At 61.7% G+C, this 26,871-nt stretch carries 24 protein-coding genes; 5 read left to right on the forward strand and 19 right to left on the reverse strand.

What is annotated here, in order from left to right; translation table 11 throughout:
* Positions 1-20: 20 nt before the first annotated feature.
* The 10 genes from BM364_RS16500 to BM364_RS16545 form a co-directional block, all read right to left on the reverse strand.
* A complete protein-coding gene (locus BM364_RS16500) occupies positions 21-944 on the reverse strand; it encodes a siderophore ABC transporter substrate-binding protein (protein WP_210186458.1) in 924 nt (307 codons plus the stop codon).
* A gap of 127 nt (positions 945-1,071) precedes the next feature.
* A complete protein-coding gene (locus BM364_RS16505) occupies positions 1,072-1,983 on the reverse strand; it encodes a LysR family transcriptional regulator (protein WP_092426535.1) in 912 nt (303 codons plus the stop codon).
* 124 nt (positions 1,984-2,107) lie between these two features.
* Positions 2,108-2,848, reverse strand: a complete 741-nt coding sequence (locus BM364_RS16510; protein ID WP_092426537.1) for a sulfite exporter TauE/SafE family protein — start codon at positions 2,846-2,848, stop codon at positions 2,108-2,110.
* A 132-nt stretch (positions 2,849-2,980) separates the two neighbouring features.
* Positions 2,981-3,952, reverse strand: coding sequence for an acetyltransferase domain-containing protein (locus BM364_RS16515; RefSeq protein ID WP_139232616.1), 972 nt, complete (start codon positions 3,950-3,952; stop codon positions 2,981-2,983).
* 149 nt (positions 3,953-4,101) lie between these two features.
* Positions 4,102-5,949, reverse strand: coding sequence for a DNA helicase RecQ (gene recQ / locus BM364_RS16520; protein WP_092426541.1), 1,848 nt, complete (start codon positions 5,947-5,949; stop codon positions 4,102-4,104).
* Positions 5,950-6,005: 56 nt separating this feature from the next.
* A complete protein-coding gene (locus BM364_RS16525; protein WP_092427211.1) occupies positions 6,006-6,323 on the reverse strand; it encodes a plasmid stabilization protein in 318 nt (105 codons plus the stop codon).
* 258 nt (positions 6,324-6,581) lie between these two features.
* Positions 6,582-7,157, reverse strand: a complete 576-nt coding sequence (locus tag BM364_RS16530; RefSeq protein WP_092426543.1) for a DNA-3-methyladenine glycosylase — start codon at positions 7,155-7,157, stop codon at positions 6,582-6,584.
* A 152-nt stretch (positions 7,158-7,309) separates the two neighbouring features.
* Positions 7,310-8,371, reverse strand: coding sequence for a D-TA family PLP-dependent enzyme (locus BM364_RS16535; RefSeq protein ID WP_092426545.1), 1,062 nt, complete (start codon positions 8,369-8,371; stop codon positions 7,310-7,312).
* The gene (locus BM364_RS16540; protein WP_092426547.1) at positions 8,368-9,144 is read right to left on the reverse strand and encodes an SDR family oxidoreductase; all 777 of its coding nucleotides are present in this window, start codon (positions 9,142-9,144) and stop codon (positions 8,368-8,370) included. The genes BM364_RS16535 and BM364_RS16540 overlap by 4 nt, the downstream gene beginning before the upstream one ends.
* A 319-nt stretch (positions 9,145-9,463) precedes the next feature.
* Positions 9,464-9,847 (reverse strand): RidA family protein, encoded by a 384-nt coding sequence (locus BM364_RS16545; protein WP_092426549.1) that lies wholly within the window; start codon positions 9,845-9,847, stop codon positions 9,464-9,466.
* A gap of 194 nt (positions 9,848-10,041) precedes the next feature.
* On the opposite strand from BM364_RS16545, the gene BM364_RS16550 reads away from it, so the two are divergent.
* On the forward strand, positions 10,042-11,493 hold the full coding sequence (locus tag BM364_RS16550; protein WP_092426552.1) for a M81 family metallopeptidase: 1,452 nt from the start codon (positions 10,042-10,044) through the stop codon (positions 11,491-11,493).
* Positions 11,494-11,621: 128 nt separating this feature from the next.
* Here the strand turns inward: BM364_RS16550 and BM364_RS16555 are convergent, their stop codons facing one another.
* The 7 genes from BM364_RS16555 to BM364_RS16585 all read right to left on the reverse strand — a co-directional run bounded on the left by BM364_RS16555 (position 11,622) and on the right by BM364_RS16585 (position 20,079).
* Positions 11,622-13,634, reverse strand: coding sequence for a beta-N-acetylhexosaminidase (locus BM364_RS16555; protein ID WP_092426554.1), 2,013 nt, complete (start codon positions 13,632-13,634; stop codon positions 11,622-11,624).
* A 155-nt stretch (positions 13,635-13,789) separates the two neighbouring features.
* A complete protein-coding gene (locus BM364_RS16560; RefSeq protein ID WP_175528647.1) occupies positions 13,790-14,656 on the reverse strand; it encodes a MurR/RpiR family transcriptional regulator in 867 nt (288 codons plus the stop codon).
* A gap of 25 nt (positions 14,657-14,681) precedes the next feature.
* Entirely contained in the window at positions 14,682-15,755 is a 1,074-nt protein-coding gene (locus BM364_RS16565; RefSeq protein ID WP_092427214.1) for an ABC transporter ATP-binding protein, read from the reverse strand.
* Between the two features lie 78 nt (positions 15,756-15,833).
* On the reverse strand, positions 15,834-17,054 hold the full coding sequence (locus BM364_RS16570) for an extracellular solute-binding protein (RefSeq protein ID WP_092426558.1): 1,221 nt from the start codon (positions 17,052-17,054) through the stop codon (positions 15,834-15,836).
* Positions 17,055-17,098: 44 nt separating this feature from the next.
* Positions 17,099-17,941 carry a carbohydrate ABC transporter permease gene (locus BM364_RS16575; protein WP_092426560.1) on the reverse strand — a complete coding sequence of 281 codons (843 nt, stop codon included), beginning with the start codon at positions 17,939-17,941 and terminating at the stop codon, positions 17,099-17,101.
* A gap of 86 nt (positions 17,942-18,027) precedes the next feature.
* Positions 18,028-18,915 carry a carbohydrate ABC transporter permease gene (locus tag BM364_RS16580; protein WP_092426562.1) on the reverse strand — a complete coding sequence of 296 codons (888 nt, stop codon included), beginning with the start codon at positions 18,913-18,915 and terminating at the stop codon, positions 18,028-18,030.
* Between the two features lie 12 nt (positions 18,916-18,927).
* On the reverse strand, positions 18,928-20,079 hold the full coding sequence (locus BM364_RS16585) for a Gfo/Idh/MocA family protein (protein ID WP_092426565.1): 1,152 nt from the start codon (positions 20,077-20,079) through the stop codon (positions 18,928-18,930).
* A 322-nt stretch (positions 20,080-20,401) separates the two neighbouring features.
* Here BM364_RS16585 and BM364_RS16590 point away from each other — a divergent pair, with 322 nt between their 5' ends.
* From BM364_RS16590 to BM364_RS16605, 4 genes are all read left to right on the forward strand, one after another.
* A complete protein-coding gene (locus tag BM364_RS16590) occupies positions 20,402-20,890 on the forward strand; it encodes a hypothetical protein (protein WP_092426567.1) in 489 nt (162 codons plus the stop codon).
* Between the two features lie 55 nt (positions 20,891-20,945).
* Positions 20,946-22,382, forward strand: coding sequence for a M81 family metallopeptidase (locus BM364_RS16595; protein WP_092426569.1), 1,437 nt, complete (start codon positions 20,946-20,948; stop codon positions 22,380-22,382).
* A 101-nt stretch (positions 22,383-22,483) separates the two neighbouring features.
* The gene (locus tag BM364_RS16600) at positions 22,484-23,257 is read left to right on the forward strand and encodes a DeoR/GlpR family DNA-binding transcription regulator (RefSeq protein ID WP_425284910.1); all 774 of its coding nucleotides are present in this window, start codon (positions 22,484-22,486) and stop codon (positions 23,255-23,257) included.
* Positions 23,254-23,997, forward strand: coding sequence for a fumarylacetoacetate hydrolase family protein (locus BM364_RS16605; RefSeq protein WP_092426573.1), 744 nt, complete (start codon positions 23,254-23,256; stop codon positions 23,995-23,997). Before BM364_RS16600 ends, BM364_RS16605 begins: the two co-directional genes overlap by 4 nt.
* 32 nt (positions 23,998-24,029) lie before the next feature.
* Here the strand turns inward: BM364_RS16605 and BM364_RS16610 are convergent, their stop codons facing one another.
* Both BM364_RS16610 and BM364_RS16615 read right to left on the reverse strand, forming a co-directional pair.
* Positions 24,030-25,748, reverse strand: coding sequence for a hypothetical protein (locus tag BM364_RS16610; RefSeq protein ID WP_092426576.1), 1,719 nt, complete (start codon positions 25,746-25,748; stop codon positions 24,030-24,032).
* Positions 25,745-26,863, reverse strand: a complete 1,119-nt coding sequence (locus BM364_RS16615; protein ID WP_092426578.1) for a protein-glutamate methylesterase/protein-glutamine glutaminase — start codon at positions 26,861-26,863, stop codon at positions 25,745-25,747. The genes BM364_RS16610 and BM364_RS16615 overlap by 4 nt, the downstream gene beginning before the upstream one ends.
* Positions 26,864-26,871: the final 8 nt, after the last annotated feature.

Raw genomic sequence — 26,871 nt, forward strand, 5'->3', positions numbered from 1 at the left:
CGAATTGGGAGCGGGCCGGTTTAGCCGTTGAGGCCTTCGAGCACCTGGTCGAGCAGCAGCATCACGCCCTGATAGCCATGCATGGTGATATAGGAGGCCTGCGGGTCGAGATAGACGATCTGCCCTTCCTGAGCGGCCGTGGTCTGGTTGAAGAGTTCGTTGTCGAGCAGGGCTGCGGCAGCGCCGGCATTTTCACCGGTCCCGGCATCGCGATCCACCACGAAGACCCAGTCGGGGTTCACTTCAAGGAGGAATTCGAACGACACGGCATCGCCGCCATGGTCGCCATCGCGCACGCCCTCGAGCGCGGAGGGCATGCCGATCTCGTTATAAACCCAGGACACGCGCGAATCCGGACCATAAACGCCGAGCTTGCCGGCATTGGTCACGATCACGAGCGCATTGCCCTTGCCCTCGGCGGCGGCGGCGACTTCAGCCACCTTGGCATCGAGCGCGGCATTGAGTTCGCTGGCCTTGTCTTCGAGACCGAAGATTTCGCCAAGCGTCGTCATGTTCTTTTCGACGCCTTCGAGGATGCTGCCATTGTCCACGGTCAGGTCGATCGTGGGCAGGATATCCTTGGCGGTGCCGAAGGCTTCGCGCGAGCGGGAGGCGATGAAATAGACATCGGCTTCCGCAGCGGCAATGCTTTCGAAATCGGGCTCGAAGAGCGAACCGATCTGGATCGCGTCGGCCGGGATCTGATCCGCAAGATATGCTGGCGCATTGGAAGAGGGCACGCCGGCAACGCTGACGCCGAGCGCGCTCAGATCGTCGAACACGGCCCAATCCTGCACCAGCACCTTGGCAGGCACGCCCGGCAGGGTGGTCTCGCCCTGAACATGCGCGACTGCCTTTTCCTGGGCCAGAAGAGCCGGCGAAAAGGCGGCAGCGCCGGCAAAAACAGCGGCAGCAAGGGTTACGGAACGGAAAATCGTCTTCACGGGAGCGATCCAATTGGTTGCGTCAAGGGTCGCGCCGAAAACCTGACGGCGCTTATCGGATTTCCTAAAGTCCGCTTCCGGCGGAGTCAAAGAAAAACGTGACGCATTTTCTCAGGCTATTTTCCCCTCAGGCCGAGGGCGCGTAAGTCTCGGCGCACAAGGCGATAAAACTGCGGGTTGCGGCTGATTGCGGGCTCGATTTCCGCCGCGCGACGAGAAGCTGCCGCATGGCCCAGGGTTCGGACAGAGGCGCACAGACCAGATCCGTTCCCGCCAGAAGATGCAGGCTCGTCGAGCGCAGGAAACCAATCCCGAATCCGGCCTCGACCATGCGCACCAGGGCAGGAAAGCTTTCGACCCGCAGGGTCTCGACCATGGGATGGCCGAGCTTGACCGCCGCTTCCGACAAGAGGCGATCGAGCGATCCGGCATGGTGCACTCCCACCATGGCATGGGGCACGACGGCATCGAAGGACAGCGCCTTGCGCGGCTCGATCGCCTGAGCCAGCGGATGATCGGGCGGAACGAGAACCCAGACCCGCTCGTCCTCGAAAGGGCGGATCTCGAAGCGGTTGAAATCGTAATTGTCGGACACGATCGCCACATCGCCGCGTCCCTCGTCGAGCGCCAGCAGCGCCTTGGCCGCGCCCATTTCGGCAATGGCGATTTCTATGCCGGGAAATTTCTGCGCATAACGCGCCAGAAGCTCGGGCAGCCGCCCGGTCAGGGCCGAGCTCGTGCAGGCCAGGCGGAGGCTTCCGCGCTGCCCCGATCCGAACTCGGCCATCAGCGCGTCGAGATCGGCGATCGAGCGCAATACCGTGCGGCAGCCTTCGGCATAGGCCTCGCCGGCCGGGGTCAGCCTGACCCCCTGGGCCGAGCGATCGAACAGCACGACGCCGAGCCGCGCCTCGAGATCGGAAACCCGCCGGCTGACGGCGGAAGACGCGATGCCCTCACGCTCGGCCGCACGGCCGATGGAGCCGGTTTCGGCCAGAAGCAGGATAAGGCGCGCGGTGACGCTGTCGAATGGTGCCATGTCGTTTCCCCGCCGCCACCATATCGGTGGATCGCGCGAGGTCAAAACCCATCATCTCCTCTCACGCCAATTGCTTGTGCGTAAGCGGCTCGACAGTCCTCAACCAGCGAAGCCATGCCCGAGATTACGCGGCCAGCGCCAAGAGCCCCCGCAAGAGGTAGAACAGCCCGATCGCGGTGACGATCCAGCGCGTCCACTTGCGGAAATTCTCGTCCGTGAGGCGCTGCAGGATGCGATAGCCGACATTGGTGCCCAAAATGGCGAAAGGCGCTGCGATCAGCGCGATCACCCAATCCCCCGGCGCCATGGCCGAAGCCATGGCGCCATAAAACACGATCTTGGCGCCATGCGAGAGCACCTGCGCCGCCGCTTTGGTGGCGATCACGGTGCGCCGATCCATGGGGGTGCGGATAAAGAAGATATCGATGGTCGGCCCTGCAACCCCCACCGCCAGGTTGAGCCCCGAGCCAAAAAAGCCGCAGAAAAACCCGTGGAGCGGCTTGCTGGCATCGAGCGCCAGCCAGTGTTTGGGAATCCAGACCAGAATGGGCATCAGCCCCACGGCAATGCAGACCGTAACAAAGTCGGGCGTGTAGCGGACAGTGAACAGCAGCGCCGCGGCGGCAAGAAGCCCGAGAAAAATGGTGCCCAGGATGCGCCAGTCGATAAACGCGCGCGAAAACAGCGCCCGCGACCCATTGGCGATCAGCTGGATGACACCCTGAACCGCGATGGCTGTCGCGACCGGCAGCAGCGCCATCAGTGCGGCCAGAAGGATCATGCCGCCAGCCATGCCGAAAATCCCCGAGAGAACCGAGGTGCAAAAGGTAACGGCGGCAAGAAGAACAAGGATCAGGGGCGACATGAGCGGAAAATGACCGAGCCTTGCCGCGCGAACCAGCCGGCTTTGGGCAAGGGGGCATGCCAGCAAAGTCACCCACGACCGCAACGCCGCAGCGCTGTGCATATACCTTTGCCTGTGAGGGGTGAGCGGGCCTTACGGCTGCTCCAGCAATTCCGGATAGATGACCGCCGAACATTGCCGGTTGTTCTTGTCGAGCCGGTCCTGCTCGTCCTCATTCAGAACGCCGGAATAAACCGCGTCCCAGAGATCTTCCCGATCGAGCCCCGCCATGCCGCACTGGCAATAGGTGGTGCAGAGCGCTGCCTCGGTTCCCCCGCTCTCGCAGGTCGCCTGGCAGGAGGCCATGAAATCCTCCTCGCGCAGCGCATTCTGTGAACCGAGCAGCATGGAAAGCGGCACGACGAGCGCCAAGAGAACCGGCTGATGGACAAGATAAAACGGCAGGCTCCACCGCCCGAGCCACCCAAAAATCTTTGCCACCCGCCCCTTTGGTTGAATGATCGCGAGGCGCGGCAGGAGCGCTGTCTCTGCCAGCCTTGTCGCCAGCACACCGATCAGCACAACCCCGAACCAGGGAAAGATCGGCACCAGATCATTGGTGATCGGCGGGGTGACCCAGAAGCCGATAGGGGAAAAGAGCTTTTCGTTGAAAAGCGGGTCGGAAAAGAAGAAAGGCGGCAGGATGAATGCGAGGGCCACGAGCCCCACAGCCGCGATCGGGACGAACAGAAACGGCAGCGCCAGCAGCATGAAGAGCGCAATGGCATGAAGCACGCCGAAATAAACGAAGCTCTCGGGAAAGGCGATCCAGGTTCCAAGCGTAATCAGCAGTGCGCCGCCAAAGGCAAAGCCCCAGCGCCGCCAGAATCCGGCCCAGCGCACGCCTCGGCCATGCCCCAGAACGACCCCCACACCCACCAGAAACAGAAAACTCGCCAGGATCGTGCGGGCAAAGAAAATCCAGCGGGGATCAAACCCCACGTCCGCTCTTATGAGACCATAATACCAAAGGTCCCAGCAGAGATGATACCCCGCCATAGCGAGGATCGCGACACCACGGGCAATGTCGATGACGGGGATGCGGGGTGATTTGATTTGGCTCAAATTACCCCCTCATCCGGCGCTGCGCGCCACCTTCTCCCCGAGAGGGAGAAGAATAGAGGCGCCTACCAAGATCGCTGAACCTATTCCTCTCCCTCTCGGGGAGAGGGTGGATCGGGCGAAGCCCGAGACGGGTGAGGGAGAAGGCCAGCTCAATCCCGATACCCCACCACCACCGCCAAAAACGCCTCTCCATAGCGATCCAGCTTCCCCTGCCCTACCCCCGGCAGGTTCAGCATATCATGGGGATGGGTCGGCCGGGCCAGCGCCATGGCGCGCAGCGTCGCATCGTGAAAGATCACATAGGGAGGCACGCCCTGGCTCTTGGCGATTCGGAGCCGCTCGGCGCGCAGCGCATCGAAAATCCCGCGCGCGTGCTCGGGAATATCGACCGCCTTGCCCAACTGCCGGCGCACCTCGACTGCCTTTTTCGGCCGATCCTTGCGCAGGATGACGCTGCGCTCTTTCTTGAACACAGCCCCCGCGCCCTGGCTCAGCGTCAGCGCGCCATGATGGGCGTGGTCAACCACGATCAGCCCCATGGCCGTCAATTGCCGCAGCACCGATTGCCAGGCTTTGGCGTCGAGCTCCTGGCCCTGCCCGAACACCGGCTGGTTCTGATGCCCGAAGCGCTGAACCTTTTCGGTTTCCTTGCCCACGAGGACATCGATCACATGCGCTGCGCCAAACCGCTGCCCGGTGCGATAGATCGCCGCCAGCGCCTTGATCGCCGCCTCGGTGCCGTCCCAGCTTTCAACCGGCGAGCGGCAGGTATCGCAATTGCCGCACTGGCCGGCATGCGCCTCGCCAAAATGGTTGAGGATCGCCTTGCGCCGGCATTCCGCGGTTTCGCAGACGCCGAGCAGCGCATTGAGCTTGCCATGCTCGAGCCGCTTGACCTCGTCGGGCGCCCCGCCCTCGTCGATCATGCGTCGGCGCTGCACCACATCGGCCATGCCATAGCTCATCCAGGCATCGGCCGGCTGTCCGTCGCGTCCGGCGCGGCCGGTTTCCTGATAATAGGCTTCGATGGAGGCGGGCAGATCCATATGCGCCACATAGCGCACGTCCGGCTTGTCGATCCCCATGCCAAAGGCGACGGTTGCAACGAGGCACAGCCCCTCGTCCTTGAGAAACGCATCCTGATTGGCGCTGCGCATTTCTGCCGGCATGCCGGCATGGTAGGGCAGCGCGCGAATGCCTTTTCCGACAAGATAATCGGCAATGTCCTCGACCTTGGCGCGGGAGAGGCAGTAAACGATGCCGCTTTCGCCTTTATGACTGCCCAGAAAATCGAGCAATTGCTCGCGCGCCTTGTCCCGCTCGACGATGGAGTAGGAAATATTGGGCCGGTCGAAGCTGGTCGTAAAAACCCTGGCCTGTTCGAGCCCCAATCGCTCGATGATGTCCTCGCGCGTCGTCGGGTCCGCGGTTGCCGTCAGGGCGATGCGCGGCACGCCTGGGAAAAGTTCGACGAGATTGATGAGCTCGCGATATTCGGGCCGGAAATCGTGGCCCCACTGGCTCACGCAATGGGCCTCGTCGATCGCAAACAGCGCGATTTCGACGCCCGAGAGCATGTTGGCGAAACCCGGCGTCGCCACGCGTTCGGGCGCCACATAAAGCAGATCGAGCTCTCCGGCCCGCAATTGCCGGCGAACCTGACTGGCTTCCTCGGGCGATAGCGACGAATTGAGCGCCGCTGCGGCCACGCCGGCTTGCTTCAGCGCCTCGACCTGATCCCGCATCAGCGCGATCAGCGGCGAGACGACAATCCCGACCCCGGAGCGGCAGATAGCCGGGATCTGATAGCACATGGATTTGCCCGCGCCCGTGGGGAACAGGACTACGGCATCCCCACCCTCGACCAGTTGGTCGATCACCTCGCCCTGTTGACCGCGAAATTCACGATGGCCGAAAATCTCGCGCAACACATCGCGCGGCGTCAGCCGTTCGGCGCGATGGGGCGAAAACAGGTCGTAGGAATCGAGCGCTTGCACAGAGGTCTTGAATCACGCGCCGCCCGGACGTGCAACATGCCTCACGTCACAATCACCTAATGATGTGCGCTATGCTCGGCATTGCGCTTGCGCGTAGCGGCCGCCTTTTTGGCAGAAGCCGAACGATCCGCTGCTGATCGGCTTGCCGAAGCTTTGCCACCCTTTTCCCCGCCCTTGTGAGAAGCGGGGTGTCCGGTGTCCTTGCCGCGACCGGAACCCGATTTCTTGCCGCCACCATCATCCTTGTTGACCGTAGCCCAGGCCCGGCGCTCGGCCTCGTCCTTGTTGACGCCCTTGTTTTCGTAGCTCTCTTCGATCGCTGCAGCCTTGCGCTTCTGCTTGTCGGTATATGCGGATTTATCGCCTTGGGGCATGAAAACCTCCAAACGGTCAAAGGAGCGAAGGGTCGGCGCGGGTGGGACAGAGGCTCGGCTGCCGTTTCGTTGGCCGGGCCGGGAAACCGGAAAAACCATGCCCGTTCCTCGTACCACCGCGTCCGGTTGACGCGCGCCAAAACCCTTCGCGCCATGCCAACGGCGTGCCCCGGAAGGAGTTGCATCCAGGCGATCACAGAATTTTAGTTGATTTCCAGAAACATCGCCCATCGTCCCCTCGCCCCTCTGGAGAGAGAGTCAGGGTGAGGGGCTCTTGAGCGGCTTGCTCAGATAGCCCGACCCTTTCGCCACAAACCGCCAGGGCGTCTCGACACCCTTGGTCAATCCGATCCGCAGCCCCGTCGCCACCTCCGGCGTCCCTTGCCGCGGCAGGATGGCAAACGGAGCCTCATCAAGCGCCAATCTATCAAGCCCCAGATCCACCCCGAGCGCTGCCGCCAGCTTCCCCGGCCCCGAGCAGAGCTGTTTGTCGACGACACCGCCGCGGCGCCCATGCATGACCTCGACCCCCGCAAGCGGTCGCAAGGCCCGGATCAGCACGGCACTCCCTGGCTGACAGACGAAATTGAGACAAAAGTGAATGCCGTAAATCTTATAGACATAGGCGTGCCCCGCCGGCCCAAACATGGCCGCATTGCGCAGCGTCGGCCCCCGAAAACTGTGCGACGCCGGATCGGTCTCGTCATAGGCCTCGACCTCTACAATCTCACCGCCAACCCCGTCAACCAGGAGCGTCGCCCCGATCAGTTCGGGCGCCACCTCGAGCACAGGCCGATCGAAGAAGGTGCGGGGGAGGCTATCAACTTCGTTCATGCAAGACCCCTCACCCTAACCCTCTCCCCGAAGGGGCGAGGGCATTGCATCGCGTTTGGGCTCGCTTCATCTACAACCGCCAGCCCGATCCCCTCGCCCCTTCGGGGAGAGGGTTAGGGTGAGGGGCATCTGAACAAACACCTAACTTTTGCTCAATCCACCCGCCCTCTGGCTGCCACCTCGACCACCTCGACCACCTCATCCCCGCGCACCAGCGTCACCGTGTCGAAAAGATTGCTCACCGGGCAGCAGTGATTGGGCACGATGCGCACCACGTCACCCACTTTCGGCTTGTCGCGACACCCCGAAACATCGAGCGTGCCATGCTCCTCGCTGAGGCCCACGATCTTTGCTTCGGGATAATCGAGCACATGACCATACCCCTCAAGCCCAAGAAGATCGCTGGTCAGCGTCTTGGATCCCGCATCGATGATCGCCCGCCCCTCGGTCGGCCGCGACACCACTGTCGCCAGCACGGTCAGCGCGCATTGCTCGAACGTCGCAGCGCCCGCTGCCACCTGCGAGCGGTCCATATAAATATAGGTCCCCGGCCGGTATTCGGTCGCAATGCCCGCTTCGCTCATGTGCCAGATATCGGGCGTGCCGCCGGTCGTGATCACGGGAACCGGTATGCTGGCTTGATCGAAAAGAGCCTTGGCATCGGAAAGCCATTTGGCCGCCTCCCGATATTTTTTGGCTGCCGGATAGGTCATGAGCCCGGCAAAGGCGAGGCCGGGCGCAGTCCCGATCAATCGCGCCAGGGCCAGCGCCTCGTTCCCCGATTGCACGCCACAGCGCCCCATGCCCGTATCGCATTCGACAAAGACACCCAGCGGGCGGTGCGGGTCAGCAAAAGTCTCGGCCAATCCCGCCACCGTCTCGGCGCTGTCGGCAACGACCCTTATCGTCACCCGGTCATGCAGCGCCTTGAGGCGCGCGCGCTTCTTTTCACCCACGATATTGAATGTCAGCAGGAGATCATCGAGCCCGGCATCGGCCATCACCTCGGCCTCGCCCAGCTTTTGCACCGTGATACCGACGGCCCCCAGCGCCACCTGGCGATGGGCGAAGCGAGGCAATTTGTGGGTCTTGATATGGGGGCGCAAGGCAATGCCGGCTCGATCCGCCGCATCCTGGGCAGCCTTGAGGTTGCTCTCGACCTTATCGAGATCGATCAAAACAAGGGGTGTGTCGAGTTGCTTAAACGCCGTCATTTGCCCCTCAAGACCTCATCGACAAATCGCAGATTACCCGCCGTCAGTCCGGCATCGACCGGCAACAGCGTCCCGGTTATGCCCGAAGCGGCGTCTGAACACAAAAACAGCGCGGCATGGGCCACCTCCGTCGGACTGACCAGGCGTCCCAGCGGATAATGGGGCAGGACGGCATCAAGCAGATGCGGATCGGCAGCAAGGCGATGGTCCCAGGCTGGGGTCCTGACCGAACCCGGCGCCACGACATTGGACCGTATCCCTGCCCCGCCACGTTCGACGGCAATAGCCTTGGAATAGGCGACAAGGCCCGCCTTGGCCGCCGCATAGGCCGGATTGCCATAGTGGCTGATCGCATTGACCGAGGATACGAACACGAGGGCACCGCCCCTATGCTCGGCCATCGCTGCAACGATTGGATCGGTCAGCGCATAGGCACCATTGAGATTGACGGCAATTTCGCTCGCCCAGACGTCATCGTCCACCATGCCCAGATGCTCGGCCCGGGTAAAACCGACATTGGCGACAACCGCATCATAGACGCCGTTCGCCGCGATATCTGCAGCAACCGCCGCCCGCGTCCCGCCCATATCGGCCTGATCGAACACCAGGGTCCGTGCCAAAGCGAGCCCCTCGAGCAACCCCGCATCCCGATCCGCGCCCACGATACTAGCCCCCGCCGCGCAAAACACCTCGACCAAGGCGCGCCCGATCCCACCACCGGCGCCGGTAACAAGCACCGTCTTGCCATCGAGGCGAAAGGGAGAGGTTGTCATATCAGCTCCTTGTCCAGGCAGCGCTCACCAATGGGGCGCAGAGGAAAAGCAAAGCCCTCAAACGCACGCCCCATGTTTGCGCAATAAATCCTTCACCGTCACCACCGGGCTCGTCCCGGTGGTCCATGCATCCACAGGCTGGATGCGTCGGGGAGCTGGATTGCCGGGACAAGCCCGGCAATGACGGCGTTGAGAGAAGTTGCGTACACCCTCCAGGAGAGGAAAAGATCGGCCTTGCCTCAAAATCTGAGAGCCACCGGCAGATCCCTCCCCCTTCTGGAGGGGGAGGCTAGGTGGGGGTGCAGCAAGTACCAAGCCCTCACGGCCCCTTATACGCCACGCAATCGATCTCGACCTTGCAATCGACCATCATGCGGCTCTGCACGCAGGCCCGCGCCGGGGGATGCTCGCCAAAATAGCTCTTATAGACCCCGTTGAAACTCCAGAAGTCACGCGGATCGTCGAGCCACACGCCCACACGCACCACATGTTCGAGCCCGTATCCAGCCTCTTCGAGAATGGCGAGGACGTTCTGGATGGTCAGGTGCGTTTCTTCGACGATCGATCCCTTGACGATCTCGCCATCCTTCATCGGCACCTGGCCAGACACATAGAGCCAGCCGCCGGCTTCCACGGCGCGCGCAAACGGCAGGTTCTGGCCGCCGGCACCCGACTTTTCAGCGCCGAAACGTTTGATGGGCATAAGGCTCTCCCGGTCACAAAATGTAATTCTCTTTCTTTTTTAGTCCAAACAGGCCCGCCCAGAGATCCTTAAAATGCTCCAGAGGACCCAATAAATGTAAATTTCTTACGTGAGACGGCGAAGTCGCTGTGCTAGGCTTGAGACCGGACCGGCCCATCCAGAGCCAGCTGCCATCCATTCGCCGGAGGCTTCACGTGCGCATTTTCACCGCTGCCCTTGCCACCGAAACCAACACCTTTTCGCCCATTGCCGTCGACAAGCGGGCTTTCGAGGCATCGCTCCATGCCGGTCCTGGCCAGCATCCGGCGACGCCGACCCTGTGTACCGCGCCCATCACCGTGGGCCGCGAGATTTGCGAGCGCGAAGGCTGGACCTTGATCGAAGGCAGCGCCTCATGGGCCGATCCGGCCGGGCTTGTCGCCCGCGCCACCTATGAAGAGCTGCGCGACGCCATTCTCGATCAGTTGCGCGCTGCCATGCCGGTCGATGCGGTGGTGCTTGGTCTTCACGGCGCCATGGTTGCCCAGGGCTACGACGATTGCGAAGGCGATATCCTCACCCGCATACGCGCCATCGTCGGACCCGATATTCTGGTTTGCGCCGAACTCGATCCACATAGCCACCTTACCGCCCAGCGCGCTGGGGCGGCTGATTTCTTCGTTTATTTCAAGGAATTTCCCCATACCGACTTCGTCGACCGGGCGCGCGATCTCTGGGAACTTGCGGTGCGCACGCTCAAGGGTGAGATCAGGCCGGTCATGTCGATCTTTGATTGCCGCATGATCGATGTCTTTCCCACCTCGCGCCAGCCCATGCGCGGCTTTGTCGACAAGCTGAAGAGCCTCGAACAAACCGAACCGCGCCTTTTGTCGCTTTCCGTCGTTCACGGTTTCATGGCCGGCGACGTGCCCGAAATGGGAACCAAGGTGCTTGCCGTCACCGACAACGATCCCGATTTGGGATCGGCCCTGGCCGAAAGGCTCGGGCGCGAGCTCTTTGCCATGCGCGGCACCTTCATGGCCGAGCAGGTCGATGAACAGACCGCTGTTGCGACCGCGCTCGCTGCCACCGCATTTCCCGTCGTCATCGCCGATGTCTGGGACAATCCGGGCGGCGGCACGGCCGGCGATGCCACTGTTCTGCTTGCCGAACTCATGGCCCGCAACGCCACCGATGTTGCGGTGGGCACGATCTGGGACCCCATCGCGGTCCAGATCTGCTTTGCCGCCGGCGAAGGCGCTGAGATCCAGCTGCGCTTCGGCGCCAAGTCGGCTCCCCATACCGGCCAGCCGATCGACAAGCGCGTCACGGTCAGGCGCCTCGTGCGCGATGCCCAGATGCGGTTCGGGGAAAGCTATGCCCCGTTCGGAGACGCGGCCTGGATCGCGTTCGACGGCATCGACGTCATTCTCAACTCAACCCGAGCCCAGAGTTTTGATCCCAGCCTCTACTCGGCTCTCGGCATCGATCCGAAAGAGCGCAAGATCCTGCTGATCAAATCCACCAACCACTTCTACGATTCATTCTCCCGCATCGCCGCCCAGATCATCTACTGCTCGGCCGGCAAGCCCTATCCCAATCGCCCCGCCGAAACCGACTATCGGAAGGCGCGCAAAGACATCTGGCCCATGGTGGAAAACCCCTAGAACTAGGCGCTGTGTGGCGCATACTGCGCCGCGCTAACCGGAACTGGTTTCGCCAGCCCTTCGCGTGCCCCGGATGCTAGCAGAACCACAACCAAAGCGGCACGTTCAGTGCCGCTTTTTGCGGTAAATCACTCCGCCGCCCAGTGCCCGTACATGATCGGCATCAGCCCGACCAGAGCCTTGAACCGCTCCCAGCTCTTGCGTTCCGGCAGGGTCCAGCCGGCCTCCGCAACTGCGGAAAGTCTTGGGAAAACAAGGCGATCGAAGATCGCGCGATCGGTCATCGACTCGCTCCAGATGCAGCTTTGCACCCCCAGCAGATGCTTCAGCCCCTGCTCCGAAAACCCCTCGCGCGCCTCGAATTCATAGGTTTCCTGCGGACCCGACCATCCAGCCCATCCGGCACCGGGCTCGGCCCAGGAAATTCCATTAGCCATATCAAGGTAGTAGCGCTGTCCGGGCGAGACGACGATGTCGAAACCGCGCTCGGCAAGCGCTGCATTGATCTCGACATTGCGCCAGCCGATGACATAGGACTTGTCCTTGTCCACCGCATCGCCATGGGCTGCTTCTTCCCAGCCGCCGGTGATCGCGCCCTTGGAAGCGATATATCCATGCACACGCTTGATGAACTCGGCCTGAAGGATCGCAGTGGGCGATCCCTCGATTTCATCGGCGCCGTGATGATTGCCCAAGACGTTGAATTGCTTGGTATGTTTGTCGCGCATCGCTGGGCCGGCAAGCCGTTCGAGCATGTCGAGCGCCAGGGGCGATCCCGACCAGGCCGCCAGCGGCACCTCGTCGGCGCCGAGATGGAAAACGCCCGCGGGGAACATTTCGAGCACTTCGTCGATGACAGTCTCGACGAACGTGTACACGGGCTCATGCGCCGGATTTAAACTGTTGTTCGGAAAGCCTTGCACCGACTGATATTCGCCCTTCTCGTCGGGATCGCGCAACTGGGGCAGCGCTTGGAGCGCGGCATAGAAGTGACCGGGCATGTCGACTTCGGGAATAACTGCAATGCCGAGGCTGTCGGCGAGGGCAACGATCTGACGGATCACAGGCTTTGAATAATACCCGCCCGTCGGCTGCGGGCCGGACCCCAGGAGCGGGGGCAGCGCCTTGCCGTGTCCGCGCCAGGCGCCGATTTCGGTCAGCTCGGGATAGGCTGCGATCTCGATGCGCCAGGCCTCGTCTTCGGTCAGGTGCCAGTGGAACTTGTTCATCTTGTTCCACGCCATGATCTTGATGAACTGTCCCACCTCGGCGCCGGTGTAGAATTGCCGCGCCACGTCGAGGTGGCACCCACGGAAGCCGAAGCCGGGCTTGTCGGTGATCGTGCCGCCCGTGGGAAAGGTGAACACATGCGGATACTGCCGGGCCCCGCGTAGAATTTGACCTATGGTTACAAGACCATAGAGCATTCCTTGCCGGGTGCTGGCAGCAACGGTTGCGCTGTTTTCTCCAAAGCTCAGTTCATAGGCTTCGGCGCCCAGCCCGACCTTTTCCGTCACATGGACCGGCATGCCCGCTTCCGAAGCAGGCCGCACCAGCGCCTCCACGGGAAAGAGATCGTGGACGAGGCCCGCAAAGGCCGCCGCAGCGCGATTGGCCGCTTCTCCTTGCGGCTGGAGGTCGAGCCCCGCCGGAGCGATCCGTCCACCCGTTGTCGCTACCGATTTAGGCCAGGGGATGATCGAGTGGGCGACGGGCGCTTTGGTGGGCACAGGAAATTTTGCCGCGCCTTTGAGGAGCGGTGAGTTATGGCCCTTGCCTTGTGTCGGCTTGGTCGGAATGGTGACGACCTGCCCATCCGCAAGAACGACATAGGCCGAATTTGCCCCATCGCTCCAATGTCTCAAGCCATAGGAGAGACCGCGGGCCGTGGCCGTCCAGGTATCCCCCGGCTGCAGCACGAAGCCATCGGGTGGAGCCACCAGCGTATGATTGGAGAGCCGCTTGACGAGTTTGCCATTCTCCAGCGTCGCATGCGGATCGACCCTGGCGGGACCTGAAAAACCGAGCTGGAAACCGCTGACCGGCTCGTCCCCGATATTGGTCAGTTCCAGTCCATAGCCAAGCGGCTCGTGGTCAGTCGCGGGCGTCCAGGTCGTGACGAGGGAAAAACTGGCGGTCATGGGAAAACCTATAAATTGGGCCTGATAGATATCTCGATCTCCGTCATTGCCCGGCTTGTCCGGGCAATCCATCGATCAGCGCTTACGGAGAGGGTGCTTGCATCACCCGAGTAAGCCGGGTGATGATGGGCTCGAAAAGATTGGGTATGCCATCACTAGTCCCCCAGCGGCTGCCCATCGTCGCCATCGCGATCGACGACAAGCTGGTGCTTGATCCGGCGCATGCTCGCAACCGCCTGTGGCCCGAGCCTTGTCGCCACGGTCTGGGCCAAGACGTCGATCGTTGCCAGAAAGGCATAGCGACCCGGGGTCGGCCGCAAGATATCGGCATTCTCGTGCCAGTTGACGGGCAGGAGAATGTCCGCCTCTGCCGAGACCATCGAGGCCGAACGCGTCGCAACGATCCGCGTCAGCCCATATTCCCCCGCCACCGCCAGGGTCTTGGCCAATTGTGCATTATTGCCCGAGAGCGAGAACGCCACGATCACGGTGCCGGCAGGAGCGGCCGCGACACGCATCAGTTGCAACTGATGATCCTCGCTCGAAGCGACCTTGAGGCCGAGGCGGAAGAGACGGGTTTCGATCTCGCCGGCCATCATCGAGGAGGCTCCGCCCGAGCCGAAGGACAGCACGAAGCTTGAGCTGGCAATGCTCGCAGCCGCCCGCTCGACGGCGTCGAAATCAAGCTGCTCGAAAGTTTCGTAGATGACCGACTGAATGCCGTTGACGACGCTCTGGGCGATCTCGTGTACCGAAGAGGGGCCTACGGCTGGCGAAACATAGCGCTGCCCGACAAAGCGCGACTGGGCGAGCCGCACCTTGAAATCGGCATAGGAATCGCAACCCAGTCGCCGGCAAAACCGCGTTACCGTGGGCGGGGAAACGCTGGCTTCGCCCGCCAGATCGACGATGCTCATCTTGAGAACGGAATCGACGTCAGCCAGAACAATGTCCGTCAGCGCCCTTTCGGACCGGGTAAAGCCGCTCTTTTCGGTCTGCAAGAGGCCGACGATATCGAGCATTGGGCGGCCTCCCCGCGGCGGATCACTAAACGGCCAGGCCCTTGGCATCGAAGAGGTGCGCATCGGCGATGCTGAAGCCGATGCGGAGCGGCTTGGCATCCTCGATGGTCGGATTGCCTTCAAAGAGACCGATGAAGTTCTCCCCACCCGGCAGGATGGCGTAGGCAATGGTGTGAATGCCCAGATGCTCGACTATGGTCGGGGTGATCTCGAGACTGAACTCGCCGCCATCGAGCCGCATATGTTCGGGGCGAATGCCGATCGTGACATCCTGACCCGCGACAGCGGTGCTGGCCCGCGGCAGGGCGAGCGTGCCCAAGGCGCCGAGATCGACAGTCACCGTCGCCCCGTCGGCGCTGCGCACCTTGCCATTGATGAAGTTCATCTTCGGGCTGCCGATAAAACCGGCGACAAAGAGATTGTCCGGCTTGTGATAGAGCTCGAGCGGCGAGCCCACCTGAGCGATCTCGCCGGCGTTGAGCACCACGATCTTGTCGGCCATGGTCATGGCTTCGATCTGGTCGTGGGTCACATAGATCATGGTGGAGCCCAGCCGCTTGTGGAGTTCCATCAGTTCGATACGCATTTCCGAGCGGAGCGCAGCGTCGAGATTGGACAGCGGCTCGTCGAACAGGAAGATTTTGGGTTGGCGCACGATGGCGCGGCCGATGGCAACGCGCTGGCGCTGGCCGCCGGAAAGCTGGCCGGGGCGATGCTGCAAACGGCTTTCAAGCTGCAGCACCTTGGCGGCAGCGCCCACGCGCTTGTCGACTTCGGCCTGCCCCAGCTTCTCGACGCGTAGGGGAAAGGCGATATTCTCGTAAACCGTCATATGCGGGTAGAGCGCATAGGACTGGAATACCATGGCAATGCCGCGCTGAACCGGGGGCAGATCGTTGACGACCTTGCCGCCGATCTCGATTTCGCCCTCGCTCACCTCTTCGAGCCCGGCAATCATGCGCAAAAGGGTCGACTTGCCACAGCCCGAAGGGCCGACGAAAACCACGAACTCGCCCTCGGAAACATCGAGGTCGATGCCCTTGATGATACGCGCTTCGTTGAAGCTCTTTTCGAGGCGCTTGAGGCTCAGTTGCGACATGGTGCGCGTCTCCGGGCGATGCATTCGGGGAAAGCCGCCGCCCAAGGGCTCGGGCGACGGCAAATGGTCTTGAGAGACTTACTTGTACTGCTCGAGTTCGCCAGCCGCCCGGGTCAGGGCGTCTGCAGGCTCGGCAGCCCCTGTGACAACGGACTGGACCATTTCGATCATGACGTTCTGGAAGCCCAGATAGTCGGTAAAGAGCGGCTCAGGACCACCGAATTCGATGGAATCGATCAGCGGCGCCCATTCCGGATTTTCCGAAACAAAGGTTTCGACTTCGGGGGATGGACGAAGCGGGGTCAGCCCGTTTTCCTGCTCATAGGGCCACTGATATTCGGGCTGAGTGAGGAACTTGGCAAATTCGATGGCCTTGTCCTCATAACCCGTGCCCTTGAACACGACGAGGGAGTCGGTGATCAGGAGCGTGCCCTGGCCCTGGGCGCTCGGGCCCTGCGGAAGCGGAGCGACGCCCCAGTTCATGCCGGCTTCATCGGCGCGCACGCCGGCGCTGGCCATGGCCTCGATCATGGCAACGCCACCGTCGAGCCAGATGGCGCGCACTTCGTTCTGTTCGTAAGCCGTCGGGCCTTCTTCGCCATAGGGCACGATATCGCGCAGTGCGGTCAGCGCTTCGAGCACTTCGGGGCTATCCATGACGATATTGTCGTTCTCGTCGATGATCATGCCGTTGTTGGAATACACCCAGTGCAGGAACTGGTGCATGGTGTTGTCCATGGTCTTGGCGACCACGCCATAGCCGGCAGCATCGGTGTTTTCAGTGATCTGCTTGGCGAAAGCGATCTTTTCTTCCCAGGTGGTGGGCGCCACATCGGGGTCCAGCCCGGCTGCCTCGAAAAGGTCCTTGTTCCAATAGAGCGCCTTGGTCGAGAAGGCGACCGGCACGCCCCACTGCGTGCCCTGGAAGGTCACCGTCTCGGGAACGTAGTTATAGTAGGCCGCGCGCTCCTCCTCGCTCATCGGCACTTCAACGATGAGGTCATTGAGGGCATATTGCTTGACCGTACGCGAGCCGACATAGGCAAGACCCACCGGATCACCGGCAATCGCCAGCTGGGTAGCGCGATCCTGGCACTGGGCCCAGCCGACCAGCTGGACTTCGATTGGGTTATCGGGATTGGCCGTACCCCAGTCGTCAATCGCGCGCTGCTGAGACGGGAAGATCTCGTCGCCGCAAAGGATGAAGCTGATTGGCTCGGCATAGGCGGCGGTGGCAAGACCGGTCGTGCCGGCCAGCGCCGCCAAGGAGGCGAGCAGGAACTTGGATTTGGTTGTCACGTCTTAGTCTCCCTTGTTTCGCGAGGCTTGAGGGGCCGCGCTCCCTATTGCTTGATGGCCCCAGCAGTAAGACCTGCGACCAGGTAGCGCTGCAGGAACACGATAACGACCATCACCGGCAGGATGCCGGCGAAAGAAGCGGCCATCAGCTCGTTCCAAAGCACTTCCTGGCGGCCGAAAAAAGCGAACAGCCCCACCGGCAACGGCATGAATTCCTGTCGCGAATTGAAGGTCAGGGCAAAAATGAACTGCTGCGCGTAAGCCCCGATAAAGGTCATGATGGCGACGACGACAATGCCCGGCATGGCGAGCGGCAGAATGATCCGGCGCAGGGTGTAAAGGCGCGATGCGCCATCGACCCAGGCCGCCTCATCGAGTTCGCGCGGGATACGCAGCATATAGGTGCGCAAGAGCCAGATGGAGGAAGGAATGAGAAAGGCGATGCCGGGCACGATCATGGCCCAATAGGAATTGAGCAGGCCGAACGAACGCAGCAGCCGATAAAGCGGGATCAGCAGCACCGCGCCCGAGAACATGTTGACCGCCAGAAACCCGCCCAGCATGGCCCCGGCCCCGGCAAAGCTGAAACGGGCAAAGGCATAGGCAGCGGGGACGACGATGACGATCACCGCCAAAGTGACGACGGCGGAGATAAAGAGTGAATTGAAGATATAGCGGCCAAGCCCTTCAACCGTACTCCACATGGTAAAATAGGCGTCGAACGAGCCGTTGCGGGGAATGAAGCTGTAAGGTGTCGAAAAGAGCTGGCTCAGCGGCTTGAGCGACACCAGGAACCCTTCGATAAAGGGCGCAAGCACAAAGAACAGAAACAGCGCAATACCGGCATAAAGGCCCAGGATTTCGTACCAGCGATACCGCTCGATCATCGGCTTCGAGGATCGCGCTTTTCGCCTCGGCTTGACGGATGAAGGACTATCTACGGCAGCGATCTCTGTGGTGCGGGCGACGTCGCTCATTTGGCTTCTCCCTGCTGAAGCCGGCGCACGGCCCGGAAATAGACGATGCAGAACAACGAGACGAAAATGCAGATGACCACTGCCCGCGCGGCGCCCTCGCCATAGCGATAGGAGCCGATGGCGGTCTTGTAGGTATCGATGATCATCGTCGTGGTCTGGTTGGACGGCCCGCCTTGGGTCAGGATCCAGATGATATCGAAGGAATTGAAGGTCGAAATGAGCGAGAGCAGGCTCATGGTCAGGATGGCCGGCACCATGAGTGGCAGGGTGATGCGGCGGAAGCGATAGAACCGCCCTGCCCCATCGGTCCAGGCCGCCTCATAGAGATCGCGCGGGATCGATTGCATGGAGGCCAGGAAATAGATGGTCACCATGGGCACGCCGATCCACACATCGGTGACAATCGTCGCCCAGAAGGCGCTGTTGCCATAGGCAAGGAATGGGAAGGGCCGGCTCAGAATGCCAAAATTCTGCAAGAGCCCGGAAATCATGCCGAACTGGCCGTTATACATCCAGCCCCACATGAAGATGCCGATGGCCATCGGCACGATCCAAGGCGGCATGGTCAGGATGCGGAAAACGGCTTGTCCGGGAATGGCGGCATTGAGCAGCACCGCCCCGGCCATGCCGATGATCATCTTGATGGACACCGAAAAGAAGGTCCAGATGAAGGTGCGGATGATGACTTCGGTGAAGTTGCCGGCCCCGAAAATGCGCTGATAGTTCGCCCAGCCGACAAAATCATAGTCTGGGCGCAGGGCGGCATTGGTGAAGGAGAGAATGACCGTGTCGACCAGGGGATAGGCGACGATCGAGAGAATGTAGATCAGGGCCGGGGCCAGCAGAGCCAGAGCAAAAAGTGTGGCGCCTCTTGTGCTGGTCATCGCCCGCCCCTTCTAGCTGCGACCCAGGGCAGCATCGAAGCGCTGCCAAATGGGGGTCATGTCGACAACGGTTCGGCTCGCCATCGCTTCGTCCATGGAAAGCGCCAAAAGCCCCGCCTCGAGCGCATCGACCACCGATACCGGCAGGGGTGTCCCCTCGAGCATATGCTTGAGGATGTCGGCCGCCATCTGCTCGTCGGCGCCGTAATGCACCGACAGGTCGGTGCCCTTATAAGTCTTGTCCTCGACTCGCTCGGACGTCCGGCTGTCGGTGAGCTTGAAATAGTTGCGGACGAAATCACCCTCGGCCATGCCCTTCGCGCCTATCACCGCAAACCGGCGGAAATCGTCGGGCACGTTGAGATTGGTGTGAAAGGTCAGCGCCGCGCCGTTCTCGTATTGCACCAGCGCGGTCTGGAAATCGATGATGTCGCCGTCGCTGTCAAAGACCTTGTCCGAGCCCTCCCAGCCGGAAGGTTTGCGATGGTAGACCTCGAGGTCGTTGGCACCCGCTCCTTGCGGCGCATTATCCGGCACGAAGCTGCGGCGCCCGCCAAAGCTTGCGACATAGCGGGGGCGACACCCCATGACGCCGTTATAAAGATCGAGGTCGTGGCAGCATTTTTCGAGCATGAAGCTGCCGGCATATTTTTCATACCGCCGCCAATCGCGCATGAAGAAGGCGCCGTGATAAGGCGGGATGGTTTCTGACGCTTCGATCGATGCGATGTCGCCGATCCGGCCCTCGGCCTGCGCCTTGCGCAAGTCGACATAGAGCGGAGCATAGCGCAGGACGAGACCGACCATGACCTCGTCCGACCCGTATCGCCCGATCAACTCGGCAAGGGCCATCGTATCCTCGATCGAGGTGACGACAGGTTTTTCGGCAAAGATCTTCAAGCCGCGCTCCAGCCCAATGCGGATATGGTCAAGGTGCAGGTGATTGGGCGAACCGACCATCAACAGGTCGAGTTCACCCCCATCGATCATTGCCTCAAGGCTCTCATAAGAGGAACCAACCGCAATGCCATGCTCAGCGACATAGGGCAGGCCAGCAGGTTCGGGATCGACGTAGCCGACAATCGAGAAATCGCTCCGCGCCGCAGAGAAGACGCGTGCCAGATAAGCCAGCCGATAGCCGAGACCTACAATGCCAACCCTCATATTCCCTGCACCTTTGCACGCCAATCTCTTCCGGACCGGTCGTTTATTTTGTAAACGGTTTTCAAGACTAGGCGTGTTTCTGACATCATGTCAACACAGATTCACGGCCATTACAATACCAATCTAGACCACGCCTCAAGGCTGCCGTTTTTTGCGCCGCACCGCCTCGTTTCTGGGCTTTCCCAACAGATTTGATGACACTTTTCCGCTGGACAGATCCATCTGGCGAAAGCACCATAGACCGATTGGTATCCATGTGGCCTTTGCTGAACAGGTTGCGTGAACTGACCTCTATGAAAATCTGAAACAGCATGAGCGCTGCATGACCTTATCGGCTGATCCCTTCCCCGACGACCCGGACCGCTCCGCAATCTGGACCATGCTGGTGCCGCGCGATATCGCCGCCTATGTGGCAGCAGATTGGTCCATGGTTGAAGACGATTTCGTCGCCGCTGACTTCATGGGGATCAACGGCAATCGTGGCGACAATCCCGACGGCTGGACCATCAGCTATCCCACCCTTACCCATTACCGTGACGAATGGCTGCGACAGGCTCGAGAGGGTCAGAAGCTCGACTATGCCGAAGATGTTGAAGCCGGCATTCACCGGGCGACCAGCCTGACACAGATCGAGATCACCGGCGACCGGGCGATTGCGCACAAGAAATTCGACGGCACGATCATGCTGCGCGATGGCGGCGTCGACCGGCTCAATTGGCAGACGCTCTACTTCTGCCGAAAGGTCGAGGGACGTTGGAAGCTGACCGGCTTTCTCGGATACCTGCCCTATCCGATGGGCGAGCCCGCCTGACCAACCATTGCTTTTCCGGAGGAACGACTCCGCCCCGAGTTCAAGGAGTGTCCAGATGCGCATTGCCGTTGCTGGGCTGCATACCGAATGCAGCACCTATAATCCCGTTCTTGCGCGCGAGGCCGACTTTCGCGTGTTGCGCGGTCAGGCCATGCTGCGGGATCAGTATTTCGATTTCCTGACCCACTTTCCCGCCGAGTTCGTCACGATCCTTCATGCCCGCGCGATTGCCGGAGGACCGGTGGAGCGTGCGCTCTACGAGAAGTGGAAAAGCCAAATCCTTGCCGGCATAGGCGAAGCCATGCCGCTCGATGGTGTTTACCTCGCCATGCACGGCGCCATGTTCGTCGATGGGCTCTTCGATGCCGAAGGCGATTTCATCGCGGCCGTGCGCGAGCATGTCGGGCCTGATGTGCTGATTGCCGCGAGCTACGATCTTCATGGCAACGTCAGCCAAAGGATTATCGACGCGCTCGACATCTTCTCGACCTATCGCACCGCGCCCCATATCGATGTGCCCGATACCATGCGAAGAGCGGTGACAATGCTGGTGCGTGCGCTTGGAAGCGGCGAGCGCCCAAAACTTGCTTGGGCGCCGGTGCCGGTTCTGTTGCCGGGCGAGCGCACATCGACGCAGGATGAGCCGGCGCGCAGCTTTTATGCAGGGCTCCACGCCATCGAGGAGCCGACCGGGATTTGGGATGCGTCTTTCCAGGTCGGCTATGTCTGGGCCGACGAGCCACGGGCCACTGCCTGCGCCATCGTGACGGGTACGGACGAAGTGGCCTTGGCCGAGGCTGCATCGGCGCTGGCGCAGAGCTATTGGGATATTCGCGAGCAGTTCACCTTTGGCATGGAAACCGGATCGATCGGCGCGTGTGTCGAGCGGTCACTTGCGAGCCAAACGCATCCCGTGGTGCTCGCCGAATCCGGGGACAATCCCACAGGTGGTGGCGTTGGCGACCGGGCCGAAGTTCTGGCCGAACTCATGGCTCGCGATGCCCAGGGCGTGATTTTTGCCGGCATTGCCGACAGGGCTGCAACAGACAAAGCCTATGCTGCAGGCGAAGGGGCCAGTGTCCTCCTCGCGATCGGCGCTAGCCTTGACCCATCTTCGACGCCGGTCCAAACCGAGGTAAGGGTGTGCATGCTCTTGCCTGTCGACGATCCGACTTTGCGCGAGGCCGTGGTGAGGATCGGTGGTATTGATCTTGTGCTGACCGCACGCCGGCGACCTTTCCACGCCATTGCCGACTTCAAGCGGCTCGGGCTTGAGCCCCATGCTGCCCGTGTCGTCGTGGTCAAGTCAGGGTATCTTTCCCCCGAGCTCGGGCCGATCGCCAATCCTGGCATCATGGCCCTTTCGCCCGGTGTCGTGGATCAGTTCGTCGAGCGCACGGTGCGCGAACATACGCCCCGTCCCTCATTTCCATTCGACAAGGACTTTTCTTTTTCGCCCGAGGTCAGATGGTCGGCGCGCGCCAGACGCTGATCTAGATCAGCGCCACACGCTGATCTCAGATCTCGGCTCTTCCCGGGCGAGCCGCTTTCGTTTACTCAGCAAGCGAAAGCGGCACCCAGATGAACCCTTCGATGCGACAGGCTCAGATCGTCGAACTCGCCCGGAAGAAGGGCGGGGTTACGGTCGAGCAGTTGGTGGATGCGTTCGGCGTGACACCGCAAACGGTGCGCAAGGATCTCAACCTTCTTTGCGATCGCGGCGCCCTGCGCCGAACCCATGGCGGGGCAATCCATCCATCGGGTGTCGAGAATGTCGAATATGAAGCCAGGCGCCAGATCGCCATCCTTGAGAAGCACGCCATCGGACGGGCGGCCGCTGCGCTTATTCCCGACAACGCGTCCTTGTTCATCAATATCGGGACGACAACGGAAGCCGTGAGCCAGGCGTTGGCAGATCATCGCGGTTTGATGGTGATCACCAACAACATCAATGTCGCCAATCGCCTGCGCCTTGCTCCGAGCATGGAAGTGGTAATCGCCGGAGGTGTCGTGCGCCCTTCGGATGGCGGGATCGTTGGAGAGGCAGCCGTCGACTTCATCCGTCAGTTCAAGGTCGACTTCGCCGTCATTGGGGTGTCGGCGATCGATGCAGATGGGGGATTGCTCGATTTCGATTTCCGCGAAGTCAAGGTGGCCCAGGCCATTCTGGCCAATGCGCGCCATGTCATCCTTGTGTCCGATTCCAGCAAGTTCACGCGCACAGCCCCGGTGCGCATCGGGCATCTTTCGCAAGCCCATACATTCATCACGGACAATTGTCCCCACGCTTCGATCCGGCAGCTTTGCGCCGAATCGGGCATCCGCCTCATCGAAACCACTCCTCGAGCCGACCAGCAGGACCCATGACTCAACCTGATCACGACATCGCCCAAGCCCTTATCGCCGCGCACGATGGCGGCCCTCTCGTCGGTCCAGTTGCCGAGCACGACGTGCCCGCCGATATCCCCGCGATCCACGCCTTGCAGGATCGGATCATGGCAGGGATCGGGCCTGCCGGCGGTTGGAAAATCGGGGCGGGACTCGGCGCCGAGCCTCCCTGTTCGCCCATCCCCGCCAACCGATATTTCGAAGATGGCGCGACGCTTGATGCCAAGTGCCACCGCCTCATCATCACCGAGGTCGAACTGGCGCTCAAGCTTGGAGCGGATATCGAAGCATCAGCGGACGAGGCACACATCGAAGCGGCCATCGCCAGCATTCATCCCGCGCTCGAAATGGTCGGCAATCCTTTTGTTGATCGCAGTGCTATGCCACGCAATCTGCAGCTGGGAGATCTCCAGAGCAACGGGGCGGTGATCGTGGGGGCGGCCATGGATCGCTCGGTCGCCGCAACGGCAGCGCATTTGCCGATCGTGCTCCGCTATGGAGACCGGACGATCAAGGAGGTCGAGACCGGCGCCTCATGGGCCGATATCCTGGCGGCAGTCAAATGGCTTGCACCGGTGGCGGAGCGACGCGGCATGGGCCTGAAGGCGGGCCAGGTCATCATCACCGGCGCCCGCATCGCCGTACCGCTCGAAGACGCCGTGTCGGTGACAGCACAGATTGGGGACTGGGGGCAGGTCAGCGCCGCCTTCACCTACTGACACAAAGGCCCGCCGTAATGGCGGGCCCTTGGCTAGAACATCATGTCGGCAAGATCGAAGTCGTCGCTGTCATCGACTGCTTCGGCTGCTGCTTGCGCGGCGCCTCCGAAGAGAGCGGCATGGATCTTCCGTTCCGCTTCCATCGTGTAGCTTTTGCGCAAGCGTTCGAGGACCGTGGTCAGCGCTGCAGGCGGCGTCGCCGGCACGGAATCGTTCGAAAGCGCCGTGATCTGCATGGCGATATCTTCCATGCTCTCGCTCAGCCGCACCTGCCCATCGATGCTGCCCGCGGCTGCGGCGAGCAGCTTGATGACCTTAGGACCATCGCTGTTCAGGCTCTGCATGGCGCCCGCAAGGCGCTCGTCCAACCCTGAGAGAAGCGACATGGCGTGATTGGCCTGCTGTTCGAGCCGGCCGATCTGCCCCGCATTGTCGCCGCCAGCAGCTGCACCAAAGGCTCCCGCCAGCGCCGAGGCTTCATCGAGCTGCCCCATGGCTGCCTCGGCGGCGACCACCGTTTCGGTCGTCAGTTCGCGCAGCTGCGATGCGATGACGGTGAGCGAAGCGCCGCGCGGGCCGAGCTGGGCGCAGCGTACCGCCGCATTGAGGCTGACGAGCCGCATATTGGCTTCGATGTCCTGAACCGCAGCCACGTGTCCGAGAAGGACCGAAACCGTCTGTTGCACGGCCGATGCCACCGCCTCGAGCTTGCCGCGCTCGATTTCGCAATCACGAAGGATTTCGGTGGCTGTACGCAACTGGGCGCTGAGTACGGTGAGGGCCGACGCGTCTTTGCCGGCGCCATAAAGGTCGCGGCTGCGCGACATGATCGTGCCGGCATCGCTGGCGAGCGCGGCAAGAGCGGTTTCCGCCTCGCCGACTTCCTCGGCAAATTCAAGGGCGGTTTCGCGCAACTGGGTTTGCTCAAGCACGCTCAGGGCCGCGACGGATTGGCGCCTGCTGTCATCGTCGAAGGCCTCATTGTCCGCTATTATGTCGGCAAGGCAGGCAAGCCCTGACTCCACATGTTCGAGCCGCTGGCGGGTGGAGTCGCCAACCTGAAGCGCCATGACAGCGCTGCCGATCCGGCCGACGATACCCCGCGACACCCGGCCGGTTTCAGCGCTCCCCTCCACCGCGGATTGGCGTTGTGCATCAAGGGCGCAAAGCGTCTGATCCAGCTGTTCGGCAAGTTCGGACAGGGTGTGCGCGTGAGCTGCATCAAACCGCGCGCGCTGGCTCGCCGCCTGCTCGACCTCCGTGGTCAGCTGGCGATAGACCTGGCTGAACTCGTGAATCGTGGTGCGTGCCGAGTCCGAAAGCGTGGCGATGTCGGTGGTAAAGACCTCGAAATCTTCGTTGTCCCCGACGATACCGGCCGCCGTGACGCGGGCATTGACCGAGACAATGCCCATCATCTTCACTGCCCGGCGAAGCTCGCCAATCGGGCTGTTGGCAGCGGCAACGACCTGGGTCAAGCGTTCGAGGTCAGCTTTTTCCTTGGCGAAGTCTTGCGTCAGGTCCCGCGCCTTGCTGGCGACGGCGCGAAGCTGGGCGCTCGCTTCGATTACCTCGTCACCCTGGAGGGCTGCCGGCAAGGCTTCAAAGAGCTTGGTGAGCCGATTGAGCATGGCTGCACCTTCGGAAAGGCGCGTGCCGACTTCGACGAAAGCGGCTTCGATCTCCTCGCGTGGCCGCGAAAGAGCCTCGGCGAGCGCTGAAACACTGCTGGCTTGCGGCATGGGGGTCATGACTGGCCTCCTGTCGGTTTGGGTGCGTTGCGGCCAAATGCGGTGATTTCGTTGGCCATGCGCGATAGCGGCAGAACCCGCGCGGCAGCCCCGCGCTGGATGGCTTCCTTGGGCATGCCGAAGACGACTGAACTTTCCTCGTCCTGAGCCACAGTCGGGCTGCCCATCTGGCGCATTTCGAGGAGACCGCGGGCGCCATCGTCGCCCATGCCCGTCAAGAGCATGCCAAGGGCATTGCGACCCGCCGCTTGCGCGGTCGAGCGGAAAAGGACGTCAACGGAAGGCCGATGACGCGAAACGTGCGGACCTTCGACAATCTTGACCGAATAGCGCGAGCCATTGCGCACCAGTTGCATGTGCACATTGCCTGGAGCGATCAGCGCACGGCCGGCAAGCACCAGGTCTCCGTCTTGCGCTTCCTTGACGCCGATGGCGCATGACGCGTCGAGGCGGCGGGCGAAGGCCCCGGTGAATTTTTCGGGCATATGCTGGACGATCAGGATCGCTGGACTGTTGGCCGGCAGTTCCTCGAGCACCTCGCGCAGGGCTTCGGTGCCACCGGTCGATGCTCCGATCGACACGATGGGTTCTGTCACAGGCATGCGCGCGATCAAGCTGTCGCGGCGCGCGTCCGAGATGGGCGGGATGATCGCATCGGCATTGAGCTTGGCTTCGACCCTGAGCTCGGGCGCAGCCTTTTTGAGCCCCCTGAGCTTGGCATGAGCTGCAGCCTTGGCAGCATCACAGATGCGCATTCGCGATTCTTGCAGGAACTGGGCGGTATCGACGCGTGGCTTGGTGACCACGTCCACCGCACCCGCTTCAAGGCACTGCATCAACGTGTCGGAGCCGGCCTGGGCAACGCCCGAGCAGATGACAACCGGTATGGGGCGCTGCGCCATGATCTTGCGAAGAAAGGTCAGACCGTCCATGCGCGGCATTTCCACATCGAGGAAGATGACGTCGGGGACTTCCTGGCGGATTTTCTCGACCGCTACATAGGGGTCGGCAGCCGTCGCCATGACCTCAAGGTCTGGATCGGCGGCGATAATCTCGCTCAGGGTCGTTCGCACCGAGGCGCTATCATCCACGATCAGGACGCGGATCTTGTTCATGTTTTCGC

The organism is Devosia crocina (assembly GCF_900116545.1).
GTDB classification, from domain to species: Bacteria; Pseudomonadota; Alphaproteobacteria; order Rhizobiales; family Devosiaceae; genus Devosia; species Devosia crocina.